At 36.5% G+C, this 19,674-nt stretch carries 23 protein-coding genes and 1 other annotated feature; of the genes, 7 read left to right on the plus strand and 16 right to left on the minus strand.

Going from position 1 to position 19,674, the window contains the following annotated elements:
• Positions 1-74 precede the first annotated feature (74 nt).
• The 3 genes from J2Y03_RS21085 to J2Y03_RS21095 form a co-directional block, all read right to left on the minus strand.
• On the minus strand, positions 75-305 hold the full coding sequence (locus J2Y03_RS21085) for a hypothetical protein (protein WP_310197851.1): 231 nt from the start codon (positions 303-305) through the stop codon (positions 75-77).
• Positions 306-391: 86 nt separating this feature from the next.
• Entirely contained in the window at positions 392-853 is a 462-nt protein-coding gene (locus tag J2Y03_RS21090; RefSeq protein ID WP_310197854.1) for a flavin reductase family protein, read from the minus strand.
• 161 nt (positions 854-1,014) lie between these two features.
• Complete coding sequence (locus J2Y03_RS21095; RefSeq protein ID WP_310197856.1) at positions 1,015-2,607, minus strand: amidohydrolase; 1,593 nt, start codon at positions 2,605-2,607, stop codon at positions 1,015-1,017.
• A gap of 253 nt (positions 2,608-2,860) precedes the next feature.
• Between J2Y03_RS21095 and J2Y03_RS21100 the strand changes: the two genes are divergently transcribed.
• Positions 2,861-3,583 (plus strand): toast rack family protein, encoded by a 723-nt coding sequence (locus tag J2Y03_RS21100; protein WP_310197859.1) that lies wholly within the window; start codon positions 2,861-2,863, stop codon positions 3,581-3,583.
• A 28-nt stretch (positions 3,584-3,611) separates the two neighbouring features.
• Here J2Y03_RS21100 and ilvA read toward each other — a convergent pair whose 3' ends face one another.
• On the minus strand, positions 3,612-4,883 hold the full coding sequence (ilvA, locus tag J2Y03_RS21105; protein WP_132086479.1) for a threonine ammonia-lyase IlvA: 1,272 nt from the start codon (positions 4,881-4,883) through the stop codon (positions 3,612-3,614).
• A 90-nt stretch (positions 4,884-4,973) separates the two neighbouring features.
• Positions 4,974-5,224, minus strand: a binding site (T-box leader).
• 358 nt (positions 5,225-5,582) lie between these two features.
• Between ilvA and J2Y03_RS21110 the strand changes: the two genes are divergently transcribed.
• Together J2Y03_RS21110 and J2Y03_RS21115 are read left to right on the plus strand one after the other, a co-directional pair.
• Positions 5,583-6,095, plus strand: a complete 513-nt coding sequence (locus J2Y03_RS21110) for a gamma carbonic anhydrase family protein (protein ID WP_310197862.1) — start codon at positions 5,583-5,585, stop codon at positions 6,093-6,095.
• A gap of 55 nt (positions 6,096-6,150) precedes the next feature.
• The gene (locus J2Y03_RS21115) at positions 6,151-6,453 is read left to right on the plus strand and encodes a hypothetical protein (protein ID WP_310197864.1); all 303 of its coding nucleotides are present in this window, start codon (positions 6,151-6,153) and stop codon (positions 6,451-6,453) included.
• 308 nt (positions 6,454-6,761) lie between these two features.
• Here the strand turns inward: J2Y03_RS21115 and J2Y03_RS21120 are convergent, their stop codons facing one another.
• The 7 genes from J2Y03_RS21120 to J2Y03_RS21150 all read right to left on the minus strand — a co-directional run bounded on the left by J2Y03_RS21120 (position 6,762) and on the right by J2Y03_RS21150 (position 13,140).
• On the minus strand, positions 6,762-8,204 hold the full coding sequence (locus J2Y03_RS21120; RefSeq protein WP_310197866.1) for a diguanylate cyclase domain-containing protein: 1,443 nt from the start codon (positions 8,202-8,204) through the stop codon (positions 6,762-6,764).
• Between the two features lie 240 nt (positions 8,205-8,444).
• A complete protein-coding gene (locus J2Y03_RS21125) occupies positions 8,445-8,789 on the minus strand; it encodes a hypothetical protein (protein ID WP_310197869.1) in 345 nt (114 codons plus the stop codon).
• Positions 8,790-9,142: 353 nt separating this feature from the next.
• A complete protein-coding gene (locus J2Y03_RS21130; protein ID WP_310197872.1) occupies positions 9,143-10,771 on the minus strand; it encodes a transposase in 1,629 nt (542 codons plus the stop codon).
• 185 nt (positions 10,772-10,956) lie between these two features.
• Positions 10,957-11,328: a fluoride efflux transporter CrcB gene (crcB, locus tag J2Y03_RS21135; RefSeq protein WP_310197875.1), complete on the minus strand. Its 372-nt coding sequence runs from the start codon at positions 11,326-11,328 to the stop codon at positions 10,957-10,959.
• The gene (gene crcB / locus J2Y03_RS21140; protein WP_310197877.1) at positions 11,325-11,711 is read right to left on the minus strand and encodes a fluoride efflux transporter CrcB; all 387 of its coding nucleotides are present in this window, start codon (positions 11,709-11,711) and stop codon (positions 11,325-11,327) included. The genes crcB (J2Y03_RS21135) and crcB (J2Y03_RS21140) overlap by 4 nt, the downstream gene beginning before the upstream one ends.
• Positions 11,712-11,756: 45 nt before the next feature.
• The gene (locus J2Y03_RS21145) at positions 11,757-12,551 is read right to left on the minus strand and encodes a hypothetical protein (RefSeq protein WP_310197880.1); all 795 of its coding nucleotides are present in this window, start codon (positions 12,549-12,551) and stop codon (positions 11,757-11,759) included.
• 37 nt (positions 12,552-12,588) lie between these two features.
• Positions 12,589-13,140, minus strand: coding sequence for a hypothetical protein (locus J2Y03_RS21150; protein ID WP_310197882.1), 552 nt, complete (start codon positions 13,138-13,140; stop codon positions 12,589-12,591).
• Between the two features lie 242 nt (positions 13,141-13,382).
• Between J2Y03_RS21150 and J2Y03_RS21155 the strand changes: the two genes are divergently transcribed.
• Positions 13,383-13,700: a hypothetical protein gene (locus tag J2Y03_RS21155; protein WP_310197885.1), complete on the plus strand. Its 318-nt coding sequence runs from the start codon at positions 13,383-13,385 to the stop codon at positions 13,698-13,700.
• A gap of 82 nt (positions 13,701-13,782) precedes the next feature.
• Here the strand turns inward: J2Y03_RS21155 and J2Y03_RS21160 are convergent, their stop codons facing one another.
• Together J2Y03_RS21160 and J2Y03_RS21165 are read right to left on the minus strand one after the other, a co-directional pair.
• On the minus strand, positions 13,783-14,646 hold the full coding sequence (locus J2Y03_RS21160) for a proline iminopeptidase-family hydrolase (RefSeq protein ID WP_310197888.1): 864 nt from the start codon (positions 14,644-14,646) through the stop codon (positions 13,783-13,785).
• A gap of 108 nt (positions 14,647-14,754) precedes the next feature.
• Positions 14,755-15,477, minus strand: coding sequence for a TerC family protein (locus tag J2Y03_RS21165; protein WP_132086462.1), 723 nt, complete (start codon positions 15,475-15,477; stop codon positions 14,755-14,757).
• A gap of 278 nt (positions 15,478-15,755) precedes the next feature.
• Between J2Y03_RS21165 and J2Y03_RS21170 the strand changes: the two genes are divergently transcribed.
• Positions 15,756-15,998: a glutaredoxin family protein gene (locus J2Y03_RS21170; RefSeq protein ID WP_132086460.1), complete on the plus strand. Its 243-nt coding sequence runs from the start codon at positions 15,756-15,758 to the stop codon at positions 15,996-15,998.
• Positions 15,999-16,134: 136 nt separating this feature from the next.
• Positions 16,135-16,605: a divergent PAP2 family protein gene (locus J2Y03_RS21175; protein ID WP_132086458.1), complete on the plus strand. Its 471-nt coding sequence runs from the start codon at positions 16,135-16,137 to the stop codon at positions 16,603-16,605.
• On the opposite strand, the gene J2Y03_RS21180 is transcribed toward J2Y03_RS21175, so the two are convergent.
• A complete protein-coding gene (locus J2Y03_RS21180; protein ID WP_310197895.1) occupies positions 16,602-17,801 on the minus strand; it encodes an MFS transporter in 1,200 nt (399 codons plus the stop codon). The genes J2Y03_RS21175 and J2Y03_RS21180 overlap by 4 nt on opposite strands.
• Positions 17,802-18,128: 327 nt before the next feature.
• On the opposite strand from J2Y03_RS21180, the gene J2Y03_RS21185 reads away from it, so the two are divergent.
• A complete protein-coding gene (locus tag J2Y03_RS21185) occupies positions 18,129-18,791 on the plus strand; it encodes a cell wall hydrolase (RefSeq protein WP_310197897.1) in 663 nt (220 codons plus the stop codon).
• Between the two features lie 147 nt (positions 18,792-18,938).
• Here J2Y03_RS21185 and J2Y03_RS21190 read toward each other — a convergent pair whose 3' ends face one another.
• A complete protein-coding gene (locus tag J2Y03_RS21190) occupies positions 18,939-19,076 on the minus strand; it encodes a hypothetical protein (RefSeq protein ID WP_310197901.1) in 138 nt (45 codons plus the stop codon).
• Between the two features lie 55 nt (positions 19,077-19,131).
• Positions 19,132-19,587 carry an SRPBCC family protein gene (locus J2Y03_RS21195; protein WP_310197903.1) on the minus strand — a complete coding sequence of 152 codons (456 nt, stop codon included), beginning with the start codon at positions 19,585-19,587 and terminating at the stop codon, positions 19,132-19,134.
• Positions 19,588-19,674: the final 87 nt, after the last annotated feature.

Consider the following 19,674-nt stretch of genomic DNA (forward strand, 5'->3'; position numbering starts at 1 on the left):
CTTACTCATGCAAACCCAAATCCTGAAGCCTGTTACAGCACCGGATCCACCTTTAATATTTCTCCGTTGCCATTTTATTTGACAAATGATTGCACCAAAACCGCTAAAACAAATACACAAAGGAAGATATTCATATACCCACGACGTTTATTACCTTGTTGGAGCTCATTGATACCGCCAACTAATATAAAGGCACTTAGACCTAGCATCATAAATGGCTGTGCCACGAAGTTTTTCGTTATTAATCCAAATCCAGCTAATAAAAGTACTACAATTCCTAAAATAAGTCTTAATCTTTTTAACAAAATCGACCCCTCCTGTTTTTATTGTACAATACTAGGCTAGAAGTACAATAAGAAAAAGCTGCCATACGACAGCTTTTTGAAGTTAGTTATTCTGATAATTTACGGTATTGACCTCCGAAATACAATAACGGATCCCCTTCATTGACTTTAAGATCAGTAACCTCACCAATGAATAAAACGTGATCCCCTGCATCAACCTCGTTATAAAGATTACAGGTCATGTTAGCTAGTGCGCCCTGGATAACTGGTAATTCACCGAATTGCTCAAAGCTATAAGGAGTTTCCTCCTTAATTTGGCCAGCAAAACGCATTGATTCATTTTCTTGGTCAGCAGATAAGAAGCTTACAGCAAATTTTTTGGATTGTTGGATAAGTGGCAGCATTCTTGCTCTTTTATCGATTGATACAAGAACTAATTTTGGAGTTAAAGAGACAGAAACAAACGCATTTGCTGTCATTCCATGTGCTTCCCCATTTACTTCAGTTGAAACAACGGTAATCCCCGTTGCAAATTTCCCCATTGCATTTCGAAAAAAACGATCATCCATTGCTCGACACCCCTACTCTATTTTACTATTTTAAATTGATCATTTATTGCAGACTCTTAAACAATTTTATTATCTTTGTTATCAGGTATCTAATATTATGATTGAGCCATAGCGTTTAACTATCATCGTTCGTCCAAGGTTATTCTGTTTTGTGCATGTTGTTATACTTCTTGAATTTCCCCGTCAATAATGGTCATTTCAATGTTTGTTTCTAGCAATTCGTCAGGGTTCTCTATTGAAAAAAGATTCTTTGAATAGACGGTCATGTCCGCTAATTTTCCTCTTGAAATCGTACCCTTTGTCGCTTCTTCGTTTGTTGCATAGGCACCGCCAATTGTAAAAGTCTTCACGGCTTCTAGCATGGAGATTTTCTGCCCCTCATTCCAGGTCTCAAGTTTACCTGGTGTTTTCCTGGTAACTGCGGCATGGATACCTAGCAATGGGTCAACAGGTTCTACTGGTGCATCAGAGCCACCCGCACAGATAACACCATTAGCTAATAAGGATTTCCATGCATATAAATAAGCCTCTCGCTTTTTACCTATCCGTTCGATTACCCAAGGATAATCCCCCACAACAAACCTTGGCTGAATATCAGCTACGATACTAGGATCCACCAATCTTTGAATTAAATCTTCTCTTACTAAGGAAGCATGAATAATCCGATCGCGATAATTCACTTTTGGAAATTGATCTAGGATGTCGAGGACATCTTCCAAAGCTTTATCACCGATGGTATGCACGGCAATTGGGAAGGATAGCTCCCTTGCCTCTTTCACAATGCTATATAGGACATCTTGTGTTTGCATCGCTTCCCCATATTGACTTGGATTATCACTATATGGCTCCGATAACAACGCAGTCCTTCTACCAAATGCTCCATCTGCGAATATTTTTATGGCACCAATTTGTAATTTCTCATTACCAAAGCCAGCAAACATTCCTTTTTCCTTTAAATCAGGTAAAAAAGGATAATCAATCAATAGATTGCTACGTAACCCATTTTGTTCTTGATTCAGTAATTCATCATACATTTTGTAGGTTTGTTCTAGGCCGCCAAGGTAAGCAGGGTCATTTGTATGTACGCTTGTTAACCCTTTTTTAACAGCAAATTTCATCGCCTGTCTCAAACCATTTTTTAATTCTTCGTATGTTTTCTCTGGAATGTGTTTAGTGACTAATTGGGAAGCTGACTCCAACAGCAACCCCGTAGGTTTTTTGGAATGTGAATCTAGGACAACACTTCCTCCCTTAGGCACATCAATAGAAGGATGATAATGACTCATTTCAAGTGCCTTACTATTTACTAAAAATGCGTGGTGACAAACTCGTTTTAGGTAAATGGGACAATGTGGTGCAACAAAATCTAATTCTTCTATAGTAGGAATAGAGCCTTCAGTAAAGAGATTTTCATCCCAGCCCATTCCAATCAACCATTTTCCAGGGTCGACAGTATTCGCTTTTTGCTTTATTTTATCTAGCATATCAGCTTTCGATTTAACCCCGGTCAAATCTAAATCTAAGAAATTGAACGCCACACCTGACATGTGTAAATGGCTGTCAATCAGACCCGGGGTAACCATTTTCCTTTGTAAATCGACGATTATTGATCCTGCTCTTCCCCATTGCAGAGTCATCTCAAGATGTGTACCTAAATCTATAATTCTGCCATTCTCAACCACGACAGACTCAACCAACGGCTGGTTGGAATCGAGTGTATAGATTAATCCATTTGTATAAATTGTTTTTGACATAGAGCCCCCACCTTGCTTCAATATTTTTTCTTTTCATAATTATAATTGATAATGCATTTACAGTGCTAGGGTATTTAACGGACCCTCTACATGTTATAAATAGTTATACTTCTATAAAAGTGGTAAAATAAATCTATAAAGGTATTATTTTCCATAAGTCTTAAGTCTTAGAAAAGATTCCATCTAGAGCCGTTTTTTTTACCTGATTGGTTTTCGTACAATGATGGTAGTTAAAGAAACGGGGGAATTAATAATGAAAAAGAAAATTTTGTCTAGTGCGTTGGCAGTTTCATTACTTGTTGTTATATCAGGATGTGGAATATTTGCAAATGGAAGTGAAGATAACGGTAGGGTTACGATAGAGAAAGATAAGGCTAAAGAATTGCAGCTTGAACTAAACCTTGGTGCCGGAGAACTGAATGTTGAAATAGGTGCAGACGAATGGGTTGAAGGTTCCATTAACTATAATCAAGACAAGCTAAAACCTGAGTTCTCCTATAAGCTGAAAGGAGATAAAGGGATTGGAGTTATTGAACAAGAGAATAAAGGGCTGCTTGATAAAATAAAAATCGGAGAATTAAAGAATGTGTGGAATCTAACCCTAACGGATGAGATACCCCTAGATTTACGTGTTAATTCAGGGGCTTCTGATACAAATTTAGATTTAAAAGGATTAAACCTTAAAGAATTAGATGTAAATGCTGGTGTAGGCAATATTACCATTGATCTCGGAGGCAAGTGGAACGAAAGCTTTGATGCTGCCCTAGCTTTAGGAGTTGGGCAATCAACGATTATTCTTCCTAAGGATATTGGTGTAAAAATAGAATCCTCAAAAGGAATTGGAACTGCGGATTTTGTTGGTTTCATTTCGAAAGGCAATGGTGTTTATGTCAATGAAGCGTACGAAGATGCAGATGTAATTATTAACCTTCAAACAGATTTAGGAGTGGGAGAGGCCATTTTTAAATTAGAATAGAAAGAGCCCATAATTGGGCTCTTTTTCACTATACAAGCATTTGATACAAGGTACTGTCATTATTTAATTCGCGGTAAACAAATCCTTTTACTTTAATCCGTTCAATCAATGGGAAGTAATCTTCTTTAGACTTCAGTTCAATCCCGACTAACGCTGGTCCGGTTTCACGATTATTCTTTTTCGTATATTCGAAATGGCTAATGTCATCATTTGGACCCAAGACATCATCTAGAAATTCACGTAATGCACCTGGCCGTTGTGGAAATTGGACAATAAAGTAATAACGTAGTCCTTCATAGATCTTCGAGCGCTCTTTAATTTCTTGCATACGACCGATATCATTGTTACCTCCACTGACGATGCAGACAACTGTTTTTCCTTTGATTTCTTCTGCATATTCATCTAACGCTGCAATCGACAGCGCACCTGTTGGCTCAACGACGATGGCATTTTCATTATAAAGAGATAGTAATGTGGTACAAACCTTCCCTTCGGGAACAACGACAATATCCTTCACGAATTCTTTACAGATGTTATAGGTCAATGAACCGACCGTCTTCACCGCTGCACCATCCACAAATGGGTCAATTTCTTTCAATGAAGTCACTTCACCTTTTAAAAACGACTCCTTCATTCCTGCAGCTCCCTGCGGCTCGACTCCAATGATACTTGTCTCAGGTGAAAAATGCTGCATATAGGTACCAACACCAGAAACAAGACCTCCTCCACCAATTGCTGCAAATAGGTAATCAATTTTTTCTGGGCATTCATTTAACAGCTCCACCGCTACAGTCCCTTGACCGGCAATGACATCTGGATCATCGAACGGGTGGATAAACGTTCTGTTTTCTAATTGACTGCATTCCATCGCTTTTTCGTAGGCATCGTCAAACGTATCTCCTACTAAAACAATCTCCACATGTTCCTTACCCCAAAACTTCACTTGATTAACCTTTTGTTTTGGCGTTGTACTAGGCATAAAGACCTTTCCATTAATCTTTAAATGATTGCAAGAATAGGCAACCCCCTGGGCGTGATTTCCTGCACTTGCACAAATAATCCCATTTTCCAATTCTTCTTCTGTCAATTTTTTGATGCGATTGTAAGCACCACGGATTTTAAAGGATCGAACACTATTCAGGTCCTCACGCTTTAAATAAATATGACAGCCATAGCGCTCAGATAATAAGTGATTATACTGTAGAGGAGTTGGCGAAATCACATCCTTGATGGAGTGGCTGGCAATAATAATATCCTCTACTTGAAAAGCTCTTTCTTTTTGATCAACTTGTTGACTCATTTCACTTTCCTCCTCTTTCTTTCAATTAAAAATTTGCCATTTTCAAAGGCGTTAATTTGTTTTTTGAACAACAAAAAACCCGCCCCATTGTATAGGGACGAGTTAACTCGCGATACCACCCTACTTCCGCAGCAAAAACAAACAGGCTGCGACTCTCGATTAACGTATGAAAATCATACGTGTTCCATGTAACGGCGGACTATACCGGTATAGCTTACTGTCGATCTTTCAGCTATACATCTCAGAGATGATCTTCGGATAAGCCCTGCCATCGACTCCCAGCAAATGTCGACTCTCTTGGGACAACAAGCAAACCCTACTCTTCTCGTCATTGAACAATTATAAATTATTAATAAGATTATCACTGTAAATGGGCTTCGTCAATATTATTTGACTATTTTAATTATTTCGTTAACTTTTAAAGCGCTTTCATATAAAAAGAGGAGCAACCTCCCATTAAATGCGTCGATTACACCTCTTTCAATTTACTTATTATCGGTCTTTTTATTGGGGTAATTTTCTCCATTTTTATAAAATGGTTATTTTCTACTAGTCAAATTGATACTTGAATAGAGGTATTTGGTACACTGATACAGTTTAAAAGTTGTATTTTCTAATACAAACGATTCTCTTTCTCTTGATAATGATGGTATAATCTTGCTAATATGTAAAACAATTCTGAATATAAAGGAGAGAGACATGCATATTCCCTATAATGGCATTACGCCCAAAGTTCATGAAAGTGTATTTGTAGCACCAGGAGCCTATATAATTGGTGATGTAACGATTGGAGAGGAATCTACCGTTTGGTTTAATGCTGTTTTGCGGGGAGATGACGGTCCAATCGAAGTTGGGAAAAGATGTAGTATTCAAGATAACTCCACTATTCACCTCTATGAAGGTTCTCCTGTTGTAATTGGCGACGATGTTACGATTGGTCATAATGTTATTTTACATGGCTGTAAGATTGGCAGTAGTTCTATTATCGGAATGGGGTCTACCTTATTAGACAATGTCGAAGTTGGTGAAGAATGTATTATCGGAGCAAATACGCTTTTAGCTGGTGGAATTAAAATTCCACCTCGCTCACTCGTTATCGGTTCTCCTGGAAGGGTGGTACGTGAATTGACAGACAAAGATTTGCAGATGTTACGATACTCTAGCGAAAACTATGTGCAGAAAGGAAAAGAATACAAGGATATTCTAAAGTAATAACTCGTTGCCAAAAAAAGTCCAATAGTGTATTGGACTTTTCTACATTAAGGCTATGTTAAAAGTTAGTGTTGATTCTGTAACGGTTATTTTACTAATTTACTATTCACACATGGTTTCCGAGCAAATAGAGCCCCTCTATTTTACCCTTGGTGGTAATCATAGACTTTCTATGATTACCCAATTCACTATTCATACATGGTTTCGGGTAAAAGAGTGCAAATCAACAGACGAGTTTAACACAGCCTACATTAAAAAAAGGCAAGCATACTCTGTGCTCACCTTTCCTTTCTACAATGCGAATCGACAATACTTTATGAATACACTGGGCTTAGTTGCATCGGCTTCCTTAACATAATATACAACTTAGATTTATCATAATTAATGACATATGTTAACCTAATTCCGATAAGTATGAAGGTTCTTAGTAAGCTTAAGAGTATATTCAAAGTATATACCTCCACATTGAAGTTTAGTGTTAATGGATAACACTAAGACTATTATGGTACTATAGTTTTATTTTATTCCAACTTCCAATTAACTAATAACTAGGAACTGGTGAGTATTTAGAATTCATTCTTATGTACCCCCATTTTCTTTACCCCTAGCTTATTTTCCTTTACTTTTAAAAAAATACACATGTAGATATACAAAAACCACCTAGCACTATCCTAGGTGGGTGAGTTGATTGAAAGTAAGTTGATTTTTTCGGCTATCTTTTGCTAAATAAAGCCGTGAATCAGCAAGTTTAATTAAATCTTCGGGTTTCAGCTTGTCATCTGGTGTTAATGTTGCACAGCCTATACTAATGCTGACAATTGGTTCTGTTTCAAATACACTGTATGGGATGTTTAGTTTTTTTACATTCGAACTTAATAATTCAGCAACCTGAGCCGCTCCCTGTTCATCTGTTTCTGGGAGCAATATCACGAATTCCTCGCCTCCATATCTTGCTGCAAAATCACCAGATCTCTTAAGGGTTTCATTTAAAGCCGTGGCAATTTGCCTTAAACAGTCATCGCCCGCTTGATGACCATTTAAATCATTATATTTTTTGAAATAATCAATATCAATCATGATGGCTGAAAAAGGCATAGAATTACGCTTCGTCCGGTTCCATTCTTCTTTTAATTTTACATCAAAGTATCGGCGATTAGGAATACCTGTTAGACCGTCCATATTGGATAGATAACGTAACATCATATTCGTTTCGTTCAATCTAGTTTCTTTTTCTAAACGCTCAGTAATATCTCGTGAAACAGCTACTATTCCTTCCAGCTTTCGAGAATTCTCTCTAATGGTTCGCGCATTTGTTTCTACCCACATATAGGTGCCATCATTTTTCTTTAGACGGTGCGTAAAAGACGCAAAATCCAATTCAGAATCCGCTTCTAAAAGTAATGCAGTGACTTTTTCAACCTCTTCAGGATGTAAATATTCAAAAAGGTTTTTTCCAATCAAATCCTCTTGTTTATAGTCCAACATGCACGAACAAGATGGAGAAAAATATTCATAAACGCCATTAGGATTTAGATAAGAAATAAGATCAGTTGTATTTTCAGTTATGAAGCGATAGAGCTCTTCATTTTTCCTTAGCTCATCCTCTAATCTATTACGTTTTGTGACATCTCTTAGAAACATTTCAACTGCAGGTTTATTATTAAAAATGATGGGAGCAGAAGAAACCTCCACATCTAAAACCTGATTATGCTTTATTTGAATTTTTAATTCAATACGATCAAGGTTAGGATTCACCTCGCACATTTCTAGCAACCGTTTCCTTACTATAGGATGGTATTCCTGTAAAACGTATTGAAAGATTGAATTTCCAATGACTTGAGTGGAAGAAAATTGAACTAATTCTTCAAACTTATCATTCGCAAATACAATCTTTTCATTTTGGTAAACGATAATAGGTTCTGGGGAGTATTTCAATAACTTCCAGAGTCTAGATTCACTTAGTTCAGCTTTGTTTTTATAGTAGATTGCCTTATCATATATCCACCCTAATAAGAAGGATATGACAGCAAATAAAAGTGCCTCAAGAATGGACCATTTCGTTGTTTTTTCAGAAAAAGCTTCTATAGTAGATACCATAATAGATATCATAAGTAATGTAATTCTGCCCGTGTATTTCAAAGGTGCACCCCAAATTTTCTGTTTGGATTCAATTAAACTATATATATAGGAATGAATCTAGCTCCAGTTTTTAACATTTTAACTACTAAAACCTAGACATCCTATTAAATCTACCATAGACTACAGCCTTTTTTATAAAAGTTTTATGATATTATTTTGACGCTTTTTAATTTCCCCCAAAAAAAAGAAGCTGTTAGATTGACAGCCTTTTTAAATTGATAGTAAATTATCGGGATCCTTCTTCAAAATATAACAGTTGCCGTCTTCAGCAAATAATAAATATTTACCGTTTTTTATGTTGAAATTTACTTTTTTCTTATCATAGATTAGTTTTTCTACTTTTACAAAATTCTTTATAAAATCATGAGGAGGGTTTATGACTATCTCCTGACTTCTATCTGTTGTGACAAAACCCCTTGGGTCACATTTCCTTTCGGGTTTTAACTCAGCAGACCATTCACCAGTTAGAAGAATGGAATGTGCAGTAACTTTTGATTTTCGGTTTTGAATCGACCAAACTTTTCTGCAATTACACCGATGTATTTTGCTTTTCATACCTAATACCTACTTTCACTTAAAAATAAGTATTCCGATGAATTATATTCGGTGAACACAGGAAATATTAAGGGAATAAATTGTAATTCTGATTCCCTTATATCAAAAAACGTTTCATTTAAGGGAAAGTTCTTAAATCTGATGCTCCACATGCATAAATGCAGTGGGTTCATAACTTCCTAGTCTTCTCCTATTCGTACACACACTTTTCTTCGGGAAGAAAACGGCTTTGGAAACAGGAACTGGAACTATCTGTTTGAACATTCGTAGTCAAAGCAACCTCTGTTACCATTCACGACTACATCTTTTGTTCTTGCGAACTCGGCTACATCAAACCGTAAAGAAATAAAATTTTAGGCTGCACATTCTTCTGGCCTTTTTCCTTTCAATTTGATACCAGAATTTAAGATTACTTCCTGTTTATTCTCGATTTTCTCAATTTCTTCTTCGTGAAATTTATAAAATTGCTCAAACTTATTTAAACAAGATACTCTATCTGATTTAATTCCTAACAAATCTGAATTCATTAAAAGAAAAGCAGAATATAAATCACGTTGGACCTTGGTATCATCATCAAATCTATGCCATCGTTCTAATAATTCTTTCTTTTTGCATTTGTCTGCTTTGTGGTCATATTGACTAGCTTTAAAAGAGGATGTCTTGACTTTGATAAATGTCCCACCCAAAGCAGTGACTTTTTTCGATAGAATACTCACGAAGGCTGCGGGAGAACGCCGGGCTATGGTTTTACCGAAGCGTTTTTTCTTTTTATACTTACCTGTTTTTTCACTAACTTCTGTCTTTTTAGCACGTTTTTGGAGAGCTTTAAAATTCATTTCTTCGACGTAAAATGTATCACCTAACATGACCATTCGATTGACTTCATATTGGTGGCTAAACTTTCGATATAAAGCTAATTTACGGTATAACTCTTTCAATTGAGATTTTAGTTTCTTATAGTTCTTGGAAAACTCCCACTGCTTTTTACCTTTTTTAATACGGCCAGCTTCATCGAAGTTCTGTGGATTAGTTGCTCTTTTCGAACGGTCTAGCTTTCTATTGTATAACCTGATATCTCGTTGAACATGCTCTACTTTTTTAATGTTTTCAGCCAGGTTTTTCAATAAAACCTTTGTTGTACTTGAAACGGCAATCGAGGATGTACCAATATCGATCCCAATCGGACCTTTTCCTAAAGGATACTTACCTTGCCCTGTTTTTCGGTCTCTTTTTACTGGAGGATAGCCCGTACAAACCAGTTGAGCATAGTAGCGAACGATACCTCTGATGACCCGTTTTAAAATACGAACATATTTTACCCTATAAAAGTCTGTAACAGTTTCCTCTTCTTTGTTCTTGTATTGAAATATTTGTTGGGAGTTTAGTAGATGAAAAGCTTCTTTTAGATACATATCCATTTCTTTTACCTTCAGTGCAAATACCGTATCATTTGAGATTACTTTCCCATCTTTAAATCTCCAACCTGTATCGTTGTTTTTCCCTTCAAAGGAGTCTATTTCTCCACGCTTTACAAATATCACTTTTTTGGCTTGTCCAAACAATTTCTTTTTGAAAGTGTGCCATGCTCTTGTCGCTGTTTTTTGGGCAATGATTGAATTTACCTTACCATGAAAATGATTTCGAACTTCTTTTATGTATTCGTGCATCGAATATTCTGTTAACCCAAATTCTTCTCTTAGTTTTTTAAATTCTTCAGAGAGGTTTTTCCGTTCATCTCGATAATACTCCATCTTTTCTTTGTTACTATTTTTAGCTAGCTGTGACTTTATGGCTCTTGAAATACGGACAAATTTTTTGTATCGTTTAGTCCTTTTCATTTGTTTTTCTCTCTTCAAATACTCGCCCAACGAAGTATTATAAATCACTCGATTAATTTCCAGTTCAGCATCAATCATTAATAAGTCTCTATTCGTACCTTTTAATTCTACATCGATGATAAATGAAGGAGTTTTTGCTTTCACCATGTTTCACACCTACTTTTACAACTATATTCAAACATACGTTCGTATATATATTACCAAAAAAACCCTAAATGCGCAATAAAAAAATCGGTTCATCCTCATACTTAAAAGCAGGGGCTTTCCCGATTTAGTATTGGTAAAGTATTGCATCAAAAAAGTGTTTGCTGCTATTGCAAAAACAAAAATTAATCGTGCGTGAATGAAATAGTAAAACCTAAACCAGCTGCTGCAATACTTAAGATAACCGAAGTTAGTACATAGGCACACGCTAACTTTAATTTATTTGATTGGAATAAGGTAATCGCCTCATACCCAAATGTCGAGAAAGTGGTGTATGCTCCACAAAAACCAATGCCAGCAAAAAACCATACCCCATGACTAATTTCATTTAACAAATGAAGATTGCCCAGCAGCCCTAAAAGAAAGGAACCTGTGATATTTATAACCCAAGTCCCAAATGGGAATGGGTTGAGTTTCTTTTTTTTATTCATATAATTACCCAATAAATATCTAGCTGCTGCCCCTAAAGAACCGCCTATACCGATTAACCAAATCAACGTGTTTCCCCTTTTTCTACATTAATTATAGCTAGCTTTAAGCCCATGAAAGCCAGCAGTATTCCGAATATAATGCTGATTAAAACATACAGAACCCCATAAACAGTGAGCCCATTTTGAAACAAAAGGACGGTCTCAACTGAAAAAGCAGAAAAAGTAGTGAATGATCCGATAAATCCCGTTCCTATAAATAAAATAAATTCCGTTTTTATATTTTTTCTTAGTGTGAAGAATGTAAGGAACCAACCAAGTAAAAAACAACCTAGGAGATTTATTGACAATGTTCCCAGAGGAATTCCATTATCTGTTTGTATCCATTCTCCAATACTATATCTAGTTATTGCTCCAAAGAAACCGCCCAGCATAACAGATAATAATTTCAATAAATTCAGCCTTCTTTCTCCCCCCTAAATTATATCCGATAATAATCACCAGCCAGATTTCAGTTTATACAAAATATAAGATATCAAAAGCGTCATTAATGAAAAAAGGAACGCAATACTAGAAAAAGCCAGTACATAGGCATTATATTTGGTTAATCCCACAATAAATGTATACGTATCAATACCTACTAATCCAGTAACAAGGTTCATTATAAAAAGAACGAAAAATATCATTAATAGTCCTTTGGCAGACCCATTAATATCTGCCTTACTCAACGCAATATGTGAGGAAATACAGACAGCCAGCACGAGAAATATCCAAAATAGAGGATTGAACAGATTTTTAAATGTAAAGAGACTTTTGGTGATTGTCAGCACCGAATTCCCCATTACCATTAAATCATTGCTATTTTGAAGATCAGTAGTGACATAGTGAACAATATATTCTCTAAAAGACTGATATGATTCTGGAACTAAAAGATACATGCCAAAAATCAACGCACCAATCCCGCTGAAAATCGGTCCCATTCCTATAAAAAAATTTCCAATCTGATGATAAATACTACCTGCATTGTATTGATGCTCTACATATCCGAGAACCCCATTAGGACTTTTTAATTGCAAGAATCTAACTCTTGTTACTCGATGTCCCCAAATGAAGCACTGAAGAAGATGGCCAAGTTCATGGATGGGTGTCCCTATCCAAGCGGTAGCCAAAACTCCTCGTGGCCCAAATGCTTTAAATAGAAACTTATTCGAGTATCTTTCTAACACGCCTAAAAGGAAACCAACACCAATTAAAAGTCCAACAAGGTAAAATAATTCCACTAGACTTAACATAAGAGTATTTAGAAGCGACTCAAGAAACTTCACCTTTTCATTTTTCCTTCCAAACGGAAGAGAACTTCTTTTTATATTTTGGATCTTCTTCTTTACCGATTAATTCTAAAGCAATCTCCTTTATTGCCTCATTTTTCATGGCATCATACAAGTTTCTAAGCCCTTGAATGATATCAAATCGAATCAATGTATAGTTTTTTTCCGGGAGACAGTTTATGTACCGATCAACAAATTGGTTAAGGACCATATTTTTTTGTTCTTCCCCTGCTAATCCTATTTTCCAAATAGATTGTAGTGTATGCCTGGCTGTAACAAATTTTTTATCAAAAGATACTTCCCATACGGCAGAAAAGTCTTTCATCATTCTTTTTTCAGGATCACTTTTTGCCAAGTTACAAAGAAATTGTGCCGCTCTTGACCTCGTATGATTATTGGAATCCTTTAAATCGGCTATCAATTGTTCCCAAACCTCATAGGCCCAATCCACCTGTTTATTAGTAGCATTAATAATTTGATTAAAAGCCTCATATTGTAAGTCCTTGTCCTCTGCTTGCAAATTATTAAAATAATTTTGAGTCGTACTATTCATGTATATCCCCCCGAAACAAAATCGTAAATGTAATACCGAATTATACCATATTTTTCTTTTTTATCCTCATTTTTGTATGTTTTTTGGACGAATAGTGCAGGAATCTCAGTAACCAAATGCATATGCTGATAATGGAAATTTCAATTTAATGGTGCGAATAGTGAAAAAACGATTCAAATCAAAACCCATTATTTACACCATTAATAGGATGAATACAAATATAATTAAGGAGTGTAAAAGAAATGTCACCTAAAAAAACGCATAAAAAGAATCACCGAAAGGATAAATCTTCGGGAACCCATGATGAGGACAAGCAGGATAAAAAAAAGAAGCGACGGAAGGATAAATCTTCTGACCAAGTTGAGGATAAGAAGATAAAAAAACAGAATATCGATAATAAACAGCAATTAGAATTTGTGTATTATAATCCATCTATTATTCAAGAGGTGGACGTATTTCAGGCTCCGGCACAAGATTCCCATGTTTCACAAGAAGTTGAGGATGTCGAAGCTGTAGGACATGATGTTGAAGCTATAGAACAGGATGAAATGAAGGAGTAATTGTTAGTAAATTAGATATTGAATTAAAAAAATCCACCCTAGAGATATTGGTGGATTTTATTATGAGATTAATCAAGATCGATTAACTAAAAAAATTTCCTGCAACTCGTAAAAACTCATCATGTTCTTCAAAATATGCCATATGGGCACTGTTCTCGAAAACATGAAATTTTCCATTTGGTACTAGGCTGCTAAAGTATTCTGTTGATTCTGGTGTAGCCTCATCATATCTTCCACATGTAAATAAAGTGGGGCAGCTAATTTCATTCAAACGTGAAGTACAATCAAATGATTTTAGATTTCCTTTAACGCTAAATTCAGATGGACCCCACATAATATTGTAAATCTCAGGATTCCGATATCCTGATCCTTTTTTAACCCATTCTGGATCTGGTTCTGACTCTACTCTGCAAACAAATCGGGTGTTAAACTCTTGAATGGCTGCTTTAAATTCCTCTGAATCAGTCGTTCCGTTTTCTTCACATCGTTTAATCGTCTCTTGAATTTCAATTGGTAATGTTTTTAAATTCTCAATCTGGTCCTTTTCCCAACGAGGTGCACTTAAACATGGACTTGAAAAAATAACACTTTTTACACCACTCGGTTTAGTTAAACAATATGCTGCCGCTAGGGTTGTTCCCCAAGAATGACCTAAAATATGAACTTCATCCAAGTTTAAAGCTTCTCTCACTTGACCAAGTTCTTCAACAAATCGATCAAGTTGCCACAGTGAGGTGTCACTTGGACGATCCGATCTGCCGCAGCCTAATTGATCATATAAAATAACGGGTCTCTCTTCTTGAAGTGCCTGTAAACCTTCTAAAGAATAACTTGAAGAACCTGGACCTCCATGCAAAATAATGACCGGAGTCCCTGTTGTATTTTTATTGAATTTTTGATACCATACTCTTCCGCCGGTAACTTCTATGTATCCCTCTTCACGCATGATACTTCCCCCTAGAACGAATAAATAATAGCTTATTAATTTTAACTTATTTTTATAAGGTAGAAAACTCATTCGTTTAAAAAGAGACCCATATAGGTCTCTATGAGTTTATTTTGTTGCCAGCTTATCCTTTAAAAAATGTACAAGGAATGTTCCAAGGAAGATTCCGATTATTATACTAAAAAATATGACTTCATCCATCTGGAACCCGAAGGCTGCCGAAATCATTCTCAATCCAATAATTCCGATTAAGACAAATGCGGTCGTTTCAAACTCAGGTATTCTTTCAATCAGGGCTAAGAATAATTGGGCAACTCCACGCATCATTAAGATACCTAAGATGCCGCCCAAAAACAGCACCCACACTTGATTTGATACACCAAATGCTGCAATGACACTATCGATACTAAATGCAATATCCATCAGCTCTACGGTTAAAACCGTGCTCCAAAAACCTACTTTTTTGGTTTGAACCTCTTCCTCCCCGTCCCTCTTGCTAATGAAATATTGAAGGACAAGCCAAAGAAGATAGTGACCGCCAACGATTTTGATCCAACCAATATTAATTAATGTAACACCTATTCCAATAGCCACAACACGGAAAAGATAAGCCCCAATAATCCCGAAGAAGAGAGCTTTTCTTCGTTGTTCTTCCGGCAGGTGCTTTACCAAAACTGCAAGAACTAACGCATTATCAGCCGATAATAACCCTTCTAGAATTACTAAAGTACCAATTACTCCCCAACTAGCAGGATCTGTTAATACTTCTCCCAAGGCGTCTAATGATAAAAATGACCCATAATTTGCAATGATTTCTTTTAAGAACTCCATCTCCTTGTGTCTATCTCCTTTACAATGATTTACCTCCCACTACTGCTTGTCTTCCTATTGTAAATGTATGTTGGGTAAATAATTATATGATTCTTTACTTTTTAAATAGGTATATATAAAAGAATTGAGGAATTCAGCTATTTTCCATGCATTAGCAGTAAGCTAGCGAGCGCTATCATATTGCTATATGAAGATTTTATTTCTTACAGGCGTGAGAAGAGATTTTTTTAATCATAATGTATTATGATAACACTAGGTTGAATAAAGGAGGGATGTAAGTGCGTAAAGTAGTCCTATACACCCAAGAAGGCTGCGGACCATGTACAGCTGAAAAACTATGGTTAAAAGATAATGGAATTGAATTTGAGGAAAGAAATATCAGGGAAAATCCTAAATATCTAGATGAAATTGTTGAATTAGGTGCTTCAGCAACACCAGCAACGGTTATTGAGGATGAGAATGGTTCAGAGGTCGTTTTAGGATTTGATCAGGAAAAGCTAGAAAAAGTACTTGCAATTTAAAGAAAAACACATTAAAAGGTCACTTCAGATTACCTAGAGTGACCTTTTTACATTTCATTTCTTTTTTCATTCCACCTGATAATTCGGCCTGCTTTTTGATATGATAAATACAAACACATCATAGGAGGTGGTTAGTATGTTTTTATCAGGTCCTATTTTGGCTGCTCTTTTAGGAATGTTGATTGCGCAATTCGTTAAGGTGCCCATTCATTTTTTTGCAACAAGGGAAATAAAATGGAGTTTAATGTTTAGCACGGGCGGCATGCCAAGTTCACATACTGCAATGATTATCTCATTGACTACCGTTATTGGCTTAATGGAAGGTTTTAAATCAAATGAGTTTGCCATTTGTATTGTCGTTTCTGCGATTGTCCTGCACGATGCGATGGGGGTTAGACGACATGCTGGTTATCATGCAGAAATACTGAACACGCTACTCGCAGACTTTAACAGTCTGATTGAAACTCTAAAAGACCCCAATTTAAAAAAACCGGAGTCTAGAGAAAAATTAAAAGAATTATTAGGGCATCAGCCAACAGAAGTCTTTTTTGGCGCTTTAACTGGAATAGTGGTTGGGATTCTTACATACTATTTTTATCCCTTTTAAGTACTTTTCGTTTTTAACCCGCGATTTAACTCATTTGCATTCCAATAAGCCATACCTGTTCCGGCTAGAAGTAAGATACCTGTTACAACAAACACAGTTTCAACCGGGAATATACCTCCAAGGATTCCACCAATTATCGGACCAATCATCCCGCCTATTTGATTGGAGGTTTGGTGTAATCCAAACGCTCGACCGCGGAAGTCTTGTGGCGTTGACCTTACCACTAGACCATTCAATGCAGGGAATACCGCACAGAAAAAGATTCCAAAAATGAAGCGTGTTAAAGAGAATCCCCAAATATTGCTGAAAATAATTTGAGCGATGGTTCCAATACCGCCACCCAATAACCCGATGACTAATACTTTTTGAAAACCAACTTTATCCGCCCATCTCCCCCACAATGGTGCAAAAATGACACTTGCAATTCCAGGAAGCGAGAAAACAATCCCTGCAAGTAACGCTGCATGCTGCGTGGAACCACCCAGATCTACTATATATAATGGCAGTACCGGTTCAATGGTCATGATGGAAGCAGAAGTCAGACTGGTTAAAGCAAGGACCATCATCAACGGACGGTTCGAAAGCGCTGTTCTAAAATCATTCCGAATGGATCCTTTCTCTTTACTAGGAGAGAAATTTTCCTCTATTACAAAAAATATTACCAGAAGTGTTGAAATTAATGAGAACACTCCTGCACTTCCAAATGCCACGCGATTTCCCACCAACGAAGCAATCCCCCCTCCTAGAAGCGGACCGATGATTCCACCTGATGCGGAAGCAGAGGAAATCATGGATAAAGCGTATCCTACTTTTTTGCTTGGAGTATTGGTTCCAATTAACGCGATTGCTCCAGGTATGAACCCACTTAACAATCCCTGCATAATTCGTAATCCTAACAGTTGATACGGATTCGTAACAAAAGCCGTTAAGGTATAGACAAGAAAAAGGGCAAATCCTGCCCGAATTAACATCGGTTTTCTTCCATATTTATCTGCCACTCTCCCCCAGAACGGTGAAGCGATCGCTCCAGCAAAAAAAGCGGCACTAAACAACAATCCCGACCATATTTCCGTGTGTTCATGCACACCAATTTGAAGTAGGAAAATAGGCAAAAATGGGATAACCATGGAAAAGCTTGCTGAGCAGAAGAACACTCCAATCCAAAGCACCCACAAATTACGCTTCCAAATTAGCATGACTCCATCTCCAATATGTATTGATATAGTTAATAGGGATATCGTATCACAATGTAGATTTATTTTCATTTCCGAAATATTATATAGTGGTAATAATTCAATTTTAGCCCAAAAATTGGTTTTCCCCCCTATTTATCTATCCAAATAATTCCTCGATTCCGTAAAATTTGGCTTGATTATGACAGTTCTATAGGAATAATGTCATATTTCCATCTAAGCTGTAATTTTGTTCATCAAACTATAAAGAAATGTAACCTGCTCGTTCTGTATAACACCTGCTTGGCCATGTTAGTGTTATAGCATACAAAACACCAGGAGGTAGCACACATGAAAAACACTTATATGAAAAAGGTTGCGGTAGCTTGTGTAGCTACATTTGCTTTTATAGGATTACACAATACTACGGTTGAGGCGATTACTCATTATGAGGTTGTAAAAGTAGACAGCCTTTCTGAGATGAACAGTTACAATGATGAAAAAGAATACATTCCATATAAACCGGAAGTCTTAGCACAAGAAGCCACAGAACCGACTGTGGAAGAAACACCTATTTCAGAACCACAATCAGCGGAACCTGTTATAGAAACGCCAGAAAAAGAAGTAGCGGCGCCAGCTGTTTCCATTTCTAATGTTGAAAAAGACTTATTTGCGAGATTAGTAGAAGCGGAAGCCAAGGGTGAAAGTTATGAAGGCAAAGTAGCCGTTGCGACAGTGGTATTGAATCGTGTTGATTCACCTGAATTTCCAAATTCAATTACCGGAGTTATCAACGAAGTAGTGGGAAAAGCTTATGCCTTTTCACCTGTTCAAAATGGAGAAATCAATAAGCCAGCATCAGACGAAGCAATTAAAGCAGTAGAAGAAGCGCTAACAAGACAGGATCGATTAAATGATAGCATTTATTTTTATAATCCAGAAATCGCAACCGATACATGGATTACCACTCGTGAAGTAGTGAAGACAATTGGTAATCATGTATTTGCAAAATAATGAATCGAAGCCGTTTATGACGGCTTTTTTTGTTATGTAGAAATTGCTCGTTTTCATGAATTGGTGCTTATATACGACAATGACTTGTCGATGAAGACGAGGATGAACGGACACAAAGAAAGAGAGATGTAGGTCTCTCTTTTTATATTAAGCTTTACCCTTTTCGTATGCGATAACCACAACTTCTTTATTCGCTTGTTCTCTCAGTTTTTCTTCTAGTGATTTAATTTCACTTACTAAATTTGACGATAAATCAGCTGCGACATAATCCCTTTCATTGTCCATAATCATCACTCCTTTTTGTTTTATTATTTAACAAAACGGAGAAAGTATTACATTCCTAAATTGAAATTGCAGGAAGAGTTTTTCCAGTTTCAAGTAAACTTTTCAAATTGCTTAGGATGGCTGGCCATCCATTGTTCAAACCTTCAAACGTATCATCACTCTCCACCCAATCACCAGGCTGGAGATTTTCATGTTTGAGTTTTAATTTTACTGTGGCGTTCATTGGTTGTAATTCGAACGTGACCCGTGAAGGCTGCTTATCTTTGACTCCATCTCCCACATAAATCCATGTAAATGAAAGTTCACTAAACGGCTCACATTTTAGAATTTTTCCATAATCGGAAACCTGCCCATTCCGAGAATAGCTAACTTCTGACCCTTCCTGCCAATCCGAATGTATACTGGTTCCAAAGAAGTATTTTTCTGTGTACTCACTGGTTGTTAAAGCTTCCCAAAGCTTTTCCGGTGATGTCGCTATGTACGTAACGTAGACAAATGATGGATTCATCATACTAACTCTCCTTATTCCTATTAAATTTTATTAGTGCTAATTTATTATTTCTCCATTGTTTACATATATCCTTCATTAAATTCAGTG

Source organism: Neobacillus niacini (genome assembly GCF_031457145.1).
GTDB lineage: Bacteria > Bacillota > Bacilli > Bacillales > Cytobacillaceae > Neobacillus > Neobacillus niacini_J.